The organism is Bacteroides cellulosilyticus DSM 14838 (assembly GCF_000158035.1).
In the GTDB taxonomy this organism is placed as follows: domain Bacteria; phylum Bacteroidota; class Bacteroidia; order Bacteroidales; family Bacteroidaceae; genus Bacteroides; species Bacteroides cellulosilyticus.
The window spans coordinates 305,996-318,071 of record NZ_EQ973488.1 but is presented as its reverse complement, the minus strand read 5'-3'; the positions used below and the strand labels follow the sequence as shown (position 1 = coordinate 318,071).

Genomic DNA, 12,076 nt, shown 5'->3' with positions numbered 1-12,076 from the left:
GAACCATGTTTGGGCTAATGTAGGGCCGGATCTACCGATGCTTTATCTGCAATATGGAATTGCTCTTTTCATCATTTTGCTGGTACCCTCACTCAATTTGTGTGGGCTGAGCAATAGCCGTATGCAACAGCGTGTTAGCGAATTGGGTGTACGCAAAGCTTTCGGGGCAACCGGTAGCACGCTTATCCGTCAGATATTGAATGAGAATCTGGTACTTACATTGATAGGAGGCGCAGTAGGGTTGGTATTCAGTTATCTTGCTGTCTACGTTATGCGTACGTGGCTGTTCACTAATAGCCAGAATATCGGTACGGCAGGTGATTTCAGTTTAAGTATGGACGCTTTGTTCAGTCCGATGGTGTTTGTATTGGCTTTTGTTTTTTGTCTGGTGATTAATCTGTTGAGTGCAGGATTACCCGCTTGGCTTGCCACCCGCCGTACAATTGTAGACTCATTGAACGATAAATAAAAAGGAGACCTTATGAAATTCATATTACATAATCTACGCATGATTTGGTCGCGTTTTCGCAGTAACGGATGGGTGCTGGCTGAACTGTTCCTGGTGTTTGTCGTGATGTGGTTCCTTTGTGACTCATTGGGTTGCCTCAAGTACACCTTTTACCGTCCTCTTGGTTACAACATTGACCACGTATATAGACTTACAACGATTATAGGCGGCGCTACAAGTGATACAACTTTGACAAATGCCGACAGATATCTGCGTGCATTGAAGAAATTGGAGCAGGAACCCAGCGTTGAAGCAGCTGCCCTGTGTTACTGGAGTTTGCCGATGCACGGAAGCAACAGTTACAGTTCATTGGCCGTACAAGATACTATAGGTGTAAATGCACGTATCATCAATACCACTGGTGGATACATTAACGTTTTCCGCATGAGTGATGATCCGCAACGTCCCTTTGTGGAGACTCCTTCAGGGTGGGACAATGTGATGTTGAGTCAGGCTGCTTTCGACCGTTTTCAGAAAAGGATGCCGACGTTCTCGTTGGATACACCATTGAGCAAGTACGGTGACTCCACATCAGTCGTCACGCAAGGTGGAAAGATTGAAGCTTTTAGAACCTATCGCTATGGAAGTGATGCTCCTTGCTTTTTCTATCGTATGGATGAAAATCTGATTAAGAGACATTTTACCGACGAGTGGGCACAGATAGTCTTTCGTGTGAAACCTGCTGCCGATGGTCCGGATTATCGTACAAATTTCATTCGTGAGATTGCGCCAAGACTGGATGTAGACGATCTGTTTGTGGCTGATGCTGTACCTTATACCGAACAGCAACTGCAATTTGAAGTCATGAACGGTGATACGGATAAAGTGAATAGCCAGGCTATTGTTGTGCTTTTTTTGCTTGTAAATGTATTTTTAGGATTGATAGGCACTTTCTGGTTCCGCACTCGTCGTCGTCGTAGTGAGATCGCCTTACGACTGGCAATGGGGAGTACAAAGAATCAGGTGTTCAGGTTACTGGCGGGCGAAGGATTATTGTTGCTGGCATTAGTAACAATACCTGCCATGATTATCTGTTATAATATAGGAATCGCAGAATTCACTATAGGACGAACGGAGCTTATTTCTACCTGGCCGGTAGAGTGGAGTTTTGTACGCTTCCTGCTTGGTTCTTTAGCGGCTTGGTTCTTGATAGCACTTATGGTGATGGTGGGTATTTGGTTTCCGGCGCGGCAGGCGATGAAAATACAGCCGGCTGAAGCTTTACATGAAGAATAGAAAAGAGAAATAGTAAAAACAATTTTAAATAGCAAAACTTATGAAGACTTTATTTATAACTTTGAGTTTATTATTTGCCGCAGTAGCCGGCACAGTATACGCAGCTAATGAAAAGGACCCGCAGGTAAGCGAAGTTCGTAAGGTGGAAGCTTTTTCTTCTGTAAAGGTCACATCTGTAGCGACGGTGTATTTCACGCAGAGTAATTCGTATTCTCTGAAAATAGAAGGTAGGGAAGAGTATGTAACCACTACTACTACAGAAGTGAAAGGAGATTGCCTGATTATCGGTTTCAAGAATAAGAAAGATGGTGATAATAATCGCAACAAAGGGGTGACCATCTATCTGAGTGCACCCGATTTGAAAGATGTAGAGTTTACTGGTGTAGGCTCTTTCAATTGCGAAGGTGCGCTGAAACTGAATGATGTCAAGTTCGAGATAGAAGGCGTGGGTAAAGTGAATGTGAAAGACCTGACCTGTAAATCTTTAGTTGTAAAGATGGAAGGTGTAGGTAAAGCTGATATCCATGTGGATTGTGACCGTTTGCGTGCCAGTATGGAAGGCGTAGGCAGCGTTACCCTGAGCGGACGGGCACGTCAGGCAGACATCTCTAAGGGTGGTATTGGTGGAGTGAATACACGTAACTTGAAGATTGGAGAATAATGATAAAGCAATATTTTACTCAGGCCTGGGCACAGCTTCGGCAACAGCCGCTGATAAGTGCTGTCAGCATAGCCGGTACGGCACTTGCCATCTTCCTCATTATGTTGGTGGTGATGATGCAGCAGGTGAAGGTGGCGCCTTTTGCTCCGGAGAGCAACCGTGACCGTTTTCTGCATGTCCACTATATGAGTATTACGAATAAGAATTGGGGTGGTGGTAGCAGTAACGGTCCGATGGGACTCAAGACGGCACGCGAGTGTTTCCAATCCCTGAAAACACCCGAAGCTGTGACTATCTACACCTGCATGGTAGTTTCTACGCCTGTAAATTTGCCGGGACAACCCGGCACAGGTATCGACCTGTTGCAAACGGATGATGCTTTCTGGCATGTGTTCGATTTCTCTTTCATTGCCGGAAAACCCTATGATCAGGCTACATTCGATGCCGGACAGCCGGTAGCAGTGATTACCGAAAGCGTAGCACGCCGATTGTTTCAGACGTCGGATGCTATCGGTCGTGAGTTCCTCCTGAACCATGCGCCATACAAAGTGGCGGGCGTGGTAAAGGATGTTTCTACACTGGCTACTGTTGCTTACGGGCAGGTATGGGTACCTTATACTTCAACGGAAATAACTAAAGATACTTGGAGTGATGAGCACATGGGTATGATGAGTTGCACCATTCTGGCACGGAGCCGCGATGACTTCGAAGCTATCCGTGAAGAAGCGGAACGACGCAGGCAAGAGTACAATGTCATTCTCGGCGAGGATGGCTATGAACTGATTTATCGTAATCGTCCTTATGATCAGGAGAAGAGTTCGATTGCGTTCAGTGCCAATCAGGAGCCCGACGTGGAGCAGCATCGCCGTCAGCGTATGATTATTTTTATAATCCTGTTGATAGTACCTGCCATCAATTTGAGTTCGATGACTCAAAGCCGCTTACGCCAACGTGTGGCAGAGATAGGCGTACGCCGTGCATTCGGATCTACGAAGATGGAACTGATGGGGCAGATTATTTCAGAGAACTTGGTAGTGACGTTGCTGGCTGGTGCTTTGGGGTTGTTGTTGAGCGTGGCGTTTGCTTATCTGGGTAACTCGTTGCTGTTTGCACAGGAATTCAGTCAGACGCTGAGTCCTCCGGCAGTGGATGCCGGTATATTGCTGCATGCGTCTACTTTCGGTTGGGCATTGCTGTTCTGCTTTGTGCTGAATTTGTTGAGCAGCGGTTTCCCGGCGTGGCGTGCTTCAAGAGTGGGAATTGTAAATGCATTGGGCGGTCGCCTACATTAATCACTAAACATTAATCATTAAAGAAAATGACCAAGAAACTTCTTGTACAAATAAAGAATGAATGGCGCAATAATCTCTGGCTGGCGCTGGAGTTACTTGTGGTGAGTGTAGTGATGTGGTATGTGGTAGACTACCTGTACACCCGTGCCGCCACTTATCTGGAACCACGCGGATTTAATATAGAAAATTGTTACCTGATAGAGTTGGGTGAACTGACGCCAAAGAGTCCGGATTACATTGCCGATCGGAAATCCGAAGATACTCACAATGATATTGCCGAACTGGTAGAAAGGTTGCGTCGCCGCCCGGAAGTGGAAGCTGTCAGCCTTTCACAGAATTCCTATCCCTATAATGGAAGTAACAGTAGTGGAGAGGTGAAAATCGACACGTTGAACTCTCCCGGTTGGACTATCCGTCGCATGGTGACTCCCGACTTTGTCCGTGTCTTCCGTTATCAGGGTGCACAAGGTGAGACGCCCGAACAAATGGCTGAAATGCTAGAGCGTGGTGAGATCCTTACTTCTAACAACCTTTATAGTAAATATAATCGTAAAATGACTGAATTCATAGGCCAACGCTTTCAGCTTTTTGGTGATACAACGAGGACCTATCGTCTGGGAGCTGCATTACAAAACGTGCGTTATCATGACTATGATCAGGCCCGCAATTCGTACTGTTTCTTATGTAAGCAGTCATTCTACTATGTAGGTTTGGAGCTTTGTGTTCGTGTTCGTGAGGGACAGGACCATGATTTCATTCAACGGCTGAAAGCAGACAGTGAAGCTCAGTTTCGCGTAGGTAACCTCTTTATTTCAGAAATTCGTTCTTTCCATGATATACGTCGTAACTTCCAGCAGGCATGGACCAATGATATCCGTAACTATGTAATGGGTATGGGATTCCTGCTTTTGAATATCTTCCTCGGATTGCTTGGTACATTCTGGTTCCGTACCCAGCAACGTCGCTCAGAGATTGCATTGCACAAAGCCCATGGGGCGACGGACAGTGCTATCTTCAGCCGATTGCTGAGTGAGGGTTTGCTGTTGCTGGCAGTTGTTACGCCTATAGCATTGGTTATAGACTGGAATCTGGCACACATGGAACTGAATTCATGGAGAAATAACACCACGCTGGAGTGGGATCGATTATTACTTTGTGCAGCTATCAGCTTTGTATTGATTGCTCTGATGATTGCCATTGGCATTGGTATTCCGGCACGTAAGGCAATGAAGGTACAACCGGCTGAGGCTTTACATGATGATTAAATTACTTTAAAATATGATACGACTCTACTTCCTTCAAGCCCTCTATCACTTGCGTGAGAACCCTATCATTACCTGGGTGTCCGTGTTGGGTACGGCAATGGCCATCTGTATGATTATGGTGCTTGTCATCACTTTCCAGGTGCGTCTCGTAGATTGTGAGCCTGAAGTGAATCGCTCACGTACACTCTACGTACCTTATATGTCCGTCAAGCTGAAAGGGAAATCGGACAATGAATCGGCTAATGCTTCTATGTCAGTGCGTACTGGACGTGAATGTTTCCGTGCGTTGACTACGCCCGAAGCTGTGACTCTAGTCAGTAGTGCTGGCAAAGTGCGTGCCTCTGTGCCTGCCGGATCGAAAGCTACTGCTGATATGGTACAGACTGATGAAGCTTTCTGGAGCGTTTTTAGTTTCCGTTTTCTCAGTGGTGCAGGATTTACCCGTGCTGATTGTGATGCCGGACTACCGCGTGCCGTGCTGAGTGCTACGATTGCCCGCCAACTCTTTGGTACTACCGATGTTGTCGGGCATACGGTGCAATTAAATTATATAGATTACACAGTTGCAGGTGTTGTGGCAGACGTATCTATGCTTGCTACGGCTGCTTATGCACAGATATGGGTACCTTACACCGCAGCCGATGCGGAATCCCTCTCTTGGCAGGATGACACGATGGGACCTATGCATGCGGTTATCCTTGCCCACTCATCGGCGGACTTTGATGCGATCCGAAAGGAAACAGAACTCTTACGCCAAAAGTATAATGACGGATTACGGGATGTAGAGATTTTCTATCGCGGGCAACCCGATACACAACTGGCTTATCTCTATCGCCGTTGGTACGCTGAACCTGATGTTCCCGGAGTTATGTTACGTTATGGTATCGTTATCGCCATCTTATTATTGGTTCCGGCAGTGAACTTATCCGGTATGACTCTTTCACGTATGCGTCGCCGTATGGCGGAGATAGGTGTGCGTAAGGCTTTCGGCGCTACTGGCGGTGAACTGATACGGCAAGTTTTCTTTGAGAATTTTGTACTGACGTTGCTGGCAGGTGTTGTCGGATTAGCGTTGAGTTATGCAGCCACATTCCTACTGAATGATTTTCTTTTCAGTAATTCGACGAATGCCTACCTCAGTGGAGAGACAGCACTGACTCCCGGTATGTTATTATCACCGTGGGCTTTTATAGCGGCTTTCGCATTCTGCCTCCTGATGAATGTACTTTCTGCAGGTATTCCTGCATGGCGTGCGTCGCGGATGAATATTACTGATGCAATAAACCAAAGATAGCTATGAAGAATCTACTTACACAAATTAAAAATGAATGGCGAAGTAATCTCTTTCTACTCGTAGAGTTACTGCTGGTTTTTGCTGTACTTTGGTACATTGTAGACTGGGTTACTGTCACTGCGCGCGTTTATCGCGCTCCGATGGGCTTTGATACGGAACATTGCTATAATTTGTCTTTCAGTACCTTGACATCCAAGTCGGCACTTTATAATCCTGAACTCACAGTTGAGGATAATATAGATGCTTTGCTTGAGATAACCGAACGTTTACGGCATCGTCCGGGTGTGGAGGCTGTCTCCATTTCACAGAACTGTTACCCTTATAATGAGGGAAGTAACAGCGCTCAGTTTTATTTGCAGGATAGTATTCATGTGGGTGCTTACCTGGTTTGGTCTGATCCGGATTTCTATCGTGTTTTCCGTTATCAGGCAGTTGATGGAGGCTCTTCCGAGCAACTGGCTGCTGCTATTTCCGACCAAACCATGATTATCACGTCCAATATCACTGAGGATTATCCGGTACTTGATTTACCCGATGCACGTCCGCTATTGAATCGTGAAGTGGCTCTGACTTATCCCGATCGTGGGTATCATCGTCGTATTGCTGCCATTGCCGTTCCTGTGCGCCGTTCTCATTTTGAAACATCGCACGAATGGGGTGGGGCGTTTATCGGGAATAATCTGAATAGAGATGAGCTGATAAATGAGCTGGGTAACGTGCGCTACGTCCAGGTGAGTCTCCGTGTTTCTCCTGATGCAGACAAAGACTTTGTAGATGCACTTATGGCAGATGCCGACCGCTTGTATCGGGTAGGTAATATCTTTCTGTTGGAGGCATCTTCTTTCAGCGATATTCGTCACATCAGCGAACTTGAAGATGTGAACGAAGTGAAGACACAGCTTTGCATCCTGTTCTTCCTGATGCTGAATATCTTCTTGGGAGTGATTGGTACATTCTGGTTCCGTACGCAACATCGTCGCCGTGAAGTGGCATTGCGTATGGCAATGGGATCCAGTCGTCGCGGCATTTTTCTGCGCTTGATGGGAGAAGGCATATTACTCTTGACGGTAGCTGCCATTCCTGCATTGATTATTGCTTTTAATGTGGGTATTGCCGAGTTGGTGGATATCAGTAAAATGCAATTTACAGTCGACCGGTTCCTGATTGCAGCTATACTTACGTGGTTGCTTATGGCGTTGATGATTATTGTCGGCATCTGGTATCCTGCTTATAAAGCCATGCAGTTACAACCTGCTGAAGCACTTCATGACGAATAGTGTTGTTTTCTTAGAAAAAATATACCTATGAAAATCAGACAATCATTTACACTTTTGCGACAAAATCCGTTTTTCAGCGTTGTTTCCATCATCGGTACGGCGGTGAGTATTGCTTTTGCCATGGTAGTCTACATGGTTTATGACATTCAGACTGCCAATATTCGTCCCGAATCGCATCGTGATCGGATGGTTTATTCATCTTATGGTTATAGCTATCGTAAGGCAGACCATAGTAATGCAAACACGGGCATGTCTTACCAGGCTGCCAGTCGTGTTTTCGGGGACCTACCCGGTGCGGAACTTGTTACTTACACCAGCTATGTTTTCATGGAGTATTGCGGTGCTTCACCCGAGAAAGGTAACCGTTATCAGAAACGTCATGTCGATCTGAATTTCTGGCGTCTTTATGACATTCGTTTCGTAGCCGGTCGTCCTTTCGATCAACAAGAGTTTGATGCTTGTTCGGATGTTGTTGTCATTGCCGAGCGGTTGGCACGTGAAGCTTTCGGTTCTGCTGAAGAAGCTATTGGCAAGAGTTATTTTGTCGGTTTCCGTCCAAAACGTGTAGTAGGGGTTACGGAAGATGTAAGTTCCCTTTTCACTTTCGCTTATGGCGAGGTGTGGGTGCCTTATTATACTAAAGACCCGGCTTGGGGGAGTGAAGGTTTGCGTGGTGGTTTTGAAGCGATGGTATTGTGTAAACCTGATGTCAGTTTAGATGAAATGAAACAACAGATAGAAAGTTCACTGGATCGCTTGAATGCGTCACTTACTGAATATGAGTTGGCGCTTCCCGACCTGAGTACTTACGCTGAGCGCCAGTTCTTCCGCGATGATTTTCTTAACCCTATGGCTACTTGCATCTTTCTGGGACTTATTTTACTCATTGTGCCTGCAATCAATGTCAGTGGTCTTATCTCTTCTCAGATGTCACGTCGTTTGTCGGAACTTGCGGTGCGCAAAGCTTATGGTGCCAGTCGTCTGACCTTGATGTCACAGTTACTAATTGAGAACTTGCTGATGGCGTTTATCGGTGCGTTACTGGGATTCCTGCTCTCATGTCTGTTATTATGGTTGGGTAAAGATTGGATGTTGGCAGGCGGATATACCAGTGGAAACTTTGAAGTCAGTATTTGGCTTTTCCTACGGCCTGCTGTATTCCTTATGGTATTGGGTGTATGTCTGCTTTTCAATTTGCTATCCGTATTTATTCCGGCATGGAATGCCACTCGCCGTCCGATAGCAGAAGTTATCAGTGGAGAATGATTGTTTAAAAACTAAAGATAAACCATTATGATAAAGTCAATTCTGGCCCAAATCTGGAACCAACGCCGCTTGAACGGTTGGATCTTCGCGGAACTGCTGATTGTTTTCGTGCTGTTATGGTATTGTCTTGACATGCTCTATGCCTTTGCTTATGCAGAACGTCAACCTAAAGGGTATGATCTGGAGCATGTATATAAAGTCAGTATTTCCACGAATCCCACTCAGTTGGTGCTTTGTTCTTCCGAAGATAGTTTGCAAAATTTCTGGTTCAAGCCTATGGAGGAAGTATTCCGTCGTATCAAACAAAATCCGGATGTGGAGAGTGCCAGTATCTGGCTTGGCTCTGATGCTTATGCTCGAAACACTGTATTCCAAGGATACACTACAGACAGTATAAGTGTGAAGGATGCTAATATTCGTTATGTATCTCCTGAATACTTTGATGTAATGCGGATTCCGATACAAGAAGGTACAGGAATGTTTTCTACAGATATGAATGCTTTTGAAAGCACTTCCGGTTCTTCGCTGTCATTTGCTTCAGCCGAGTGGAATCCAGCTGTCATTCCATTGCCTGCCGTCGTTACATTAGACTTGGCTGACAGCCTTTTCCACACTCATAAGGGAGTATTGGGGAAGGAATTCTTTGACTACTATGCAGGTAGTAGTCTTCGTTACCGGGTGACTGCCGTATGCGACCATCAGAAAACAGATGATTATGCCCGTTATGAACCTTTCATTCTGACTCCTCTTCCGAATTGGTTTTACGGCATGCAGGCTATTCCTTTTATTTCCATTCGCGTGTGTCCCGAAGCTGATACAAATGATTTTGCAACCCGCTTCTTTCGTGATATGACTCCTCAGTTGCAGGTTGCTCCGTTCTATCTGTTTGAGGTCCGTAGCTATGATGAACAGAAAGCGGAGCGTGATGCATCCGAGGGGATTACTCCGTATATCCGTAGTGCACGGCTTATCGCTATATTCTTTAGCTTCAATGTTTTTATCGGGTTGATGGGCACTTTCTGGTTTCGTACCCGTCACCGCCGTAGTGAAATAGCTTTGCGTATGGCGATGGGAAGCAGTCGTTCCCGGATACGTTCCCGGCTGTTGGGAGAAGGGTTGCTGTTGTTGGTGCTGGCTGCTATTCCGGCTCTGATTATTTGCGGTAATCTGGTTATGGCGGAAGCCATAATGACAGAACAGGCTGATGCTACCGGACTTCGCTTTGTTGTAGTCTCATTATTCACTTTCTTTCTTATGACTTTGATGGTAATTGCCGGTATCTGGTTCCCTGCTGCACAGGCGATGCGAGTGAAACCGGCGGATGCCTTGCACGACGAATAGTCAGTTTTTCTTCTATATGTGCACCTTTTCTTTTGCATGGGGTAAAAGAAAAGGTGCATTCTGTTCTGTATTTCAATATAATCCGTATATTTGCGAGGAAAATTCATAGCACATTTATTCAAAACAGAAGAAAAACGAGATATGAAGAGACGCTTATTCCTCGTGATGCTGATAGGCCTGTTTCCTTGCATTGTATTTGCCGGACACCTTTATGCTGCGGAACGTACATACAACGTGCTTTTCATCCAGTCATATAATCATCGTACTCCTTGGAATGACCGCTTGACGGAAGGAGTGCGTGATGGCCTGTCACGTGGAGGTATAAAAGCGAAAGTCACAACAGAATATTTGGATGCTGATTACTGGACTTTTGCATCTGAGTGTGTCATTATGCGGCGTATTTGTGAACGGGCACGTCAAAAAAACACGGATATTATTATTACAAGCAGTGATGAGGCTTTTTATACATTGATGCATTGTGGAGATTCCCTGCCTTATAAACTACCGGTTGTGATATCGGGTATCAAATATCCCAATGAAAAGCTGATCTCGAAGTTACCCAATGTTTGTGGGTATACATCCAAGATTGATTTCGTGCACCTACTCGAAAATGCACGTCGTGTATTTCCCAATCGTACAGAAGTTATTTGTGTTTCGGACAGTAGTCTTTTAGGACTTAAAGGTGTTGCTGAACTGGAGCGTATATGGCCCAATTTCCAGGAGCTTCATCCGGAATATAAGATGAAAGTAATGAATGTACAGTCACAGGCTCCTAATCCTGTCATTTCCTCTATTTGTTATGATTATAATGCCTATAACCGCATTGTCATTGCCCCCAAATGGACACCGTTCCTTTCTTTCATCGGAAAAAACTCTAAAGCTCCGGTTTTTGCCGGACAAAGTCTGGCATTGACTAACGGAGTATTCTGCGTGCACGATATGGAACCTTACGAAGGAGCTAATGCGGCAGGAAAGTGTGCTGCACAGGTGTTGCAAGGAGCTATCCCTTCGGTGATAGGGGTCGTGGACCTTCCCGGTAAACTGCTTTATGACTTCAAGCAGTTGGAATTTTTTAGAGTGAATGCGGATAAAGTGAGTGATAGTGGCATTATCATGAATGCACCGCTGATGGAGCGCTACCGTATCTGGTTTGTGCTGTTTTACTCTGTCGTGGTAGGTGCATTGGTCTTTCTTGTTATCTGGCTCTATCGCTTGAACCGTCATGAATCACGTCGTCGTATGCACGCCCAGACGCGTTTGCTGATACAGAACCGCTTGGTGGAGCAGCGTGACGAATTTGATAATATCTTCTGTTCTATCCGTGACGGACTGATAACTTACGATACGGATTTCCGTATACATTTTGTCAACCGTGCTTTGATGTTGATGCTCGAACTGGACCCTGACACTCATACGGCACGTTCTTACGAAGGGCAGATGGCAGGTTCCATCTTCCATATTTATTCAAACGGAGAAGACATCCTGCAATCATTACTGAAACAGGTGAGGACAGAGCGTCGTGTAATCCCTATTCCGGAAAAGGCTTTCATGCAGGAAGTTCATAAGGGAACCTATTTTCCTGTTTCCGGTGAAATTGTGCCGATTTACTCCAAGAACAAGATGACAGGTATGGCTATTTGTTGCCGCAATATCTCGGAGGAAGAAATGCATAAACGCTTCTTTAATCTGGCTGTGGATGCAAGTTCCGTATATCCTTGGCAATATAACGTACGTACGCACAGTTTCCATTTCTCAGGTGCATTGCTCGATTACTTCGGGCTTCCCGGCAAGCAGACCATCTTGCGGAAAGAATTGGAGCTTTTTATTCATTCGGATGATTTGGAAGAGGCTCGTCAACATTTCACAGCTATTTTTAAAGGCGAGGAAATGGATACCCGGATGAGTTTCCGTATGCGTAGCGGAGAAGGTAAATATG

10 protein-coding genes are annotated in these 12,076 nt (G+C 45.6%); all 10 read left to right on the top strand.

Features of this window, described 5'->3' with window-relative positions:
• Positions 1-469 (top strand): ABC transporter permease (locus tag BACCELL_RS02660; RefSeq protein ID WP_007209980.1); only part of this gene is annotated, 469 nt, incomplete at its 5' end.
• Between the two features lie 12 nt (positions 470-481).
• On the top strand, positions 482-1,744 hold the full coding sequence (locus BACCELL_RS02655) for an FtsX-like permease family protein (RefSeq protein ID WP_007209979.1): 1,263 nt from the start codon (positions 482-484) through the stop codon (positions 1,742-1,744).
• A gap of 40 nt (positions 1,745-1,784) precedes the next feature.
• Positions 1,785-2,405 carry a GIN domain-containing protein gene (locus BACCELL_RS02650; protein WP_007209978.1) on the top strand — a complete coding sequence of 207 codons (621 nt, stop codon included), beginning with the start codon at positions 1,785-1,787 and terminating at the stop codon, positions 2,403-2,405.
• Entirely contained in the window at positions 2,405-3,697 is a 1,293-nt protein-coding gene (locus BACCELL_RS02645) for an ABC transporter permease (RefSeq protein ID WP_007209977.1), read from the top strand. Before BACCELL_RS02650 ends, BACCELL_RS02645 begins: the two co-directional genes overlap by 1 nt.
• A gap of 26 nt (positions 3,698-3,723) precedes the next feature.
• Positions 3,724-4,962, top strand: coding sequence for an ABC transporter permease (locus tag BACCELL_RS02640; RefSeq protein ID WP_007209976.1), 1,239 nt, complete (start codon positions 3,724-3,726; stop codon positions 4,960-4,962).
• A gap of 13 nt (positions 4,963-4,975) precedes the next feature.
• Positions 4,976-6,256, top strand: coding sequence for an ABC transporter permease (locus BACCELL_RS02635; RefSeq protein WP_007209975.1), 1,281 nt, complete (start codon positions 4,976-4,978; stop codon positions 6,254-6,256).
• 2 nt (positions 6,257-6,258) lie between these two features.
• On the top strand, positions 6,259-7,533 hold the full coding sequence (locus BACCELL_RS02630; protein WP_007209974.1) for an ABC transporter permease: 1,275 nt from the start codon (positions 6,259-6,261) through the stop codon (positions 7,531-7,533).
• A gap of 27 nt (positions 7,534-7,560) precedes the next feature.
• Entirely contained in the window at positions 7,561-8,799 is a 1,239-nt protein-coding gene (locus BACCELL_RS02625) for an ABC transporter permease (protein ID WP_007209973.1), read from the top strand.
• A gap of 27 nt (positions 8,800-8,826) precedes the next feature.
• Positions 8,827-10,140, top strand: coding sequence for an ABC transporter permease (locus tag BACCELL_RS02620; protein WP_007209972.1), 1,314 nt, complete (start codon positions 8,827-8,829; stop codon positions 10,138-10,140).
• Positions 10,141-10,281: 141 nt separating this feature from the next.
• Positions 10,282-12,076 (top strand): ABC transporter substrate binding protein (locus BACCELL_RS02615; RefSeq protein ID WP_007209970.1); only part of this gene is annotated, 1,795 nt, incomplete at its 3' end.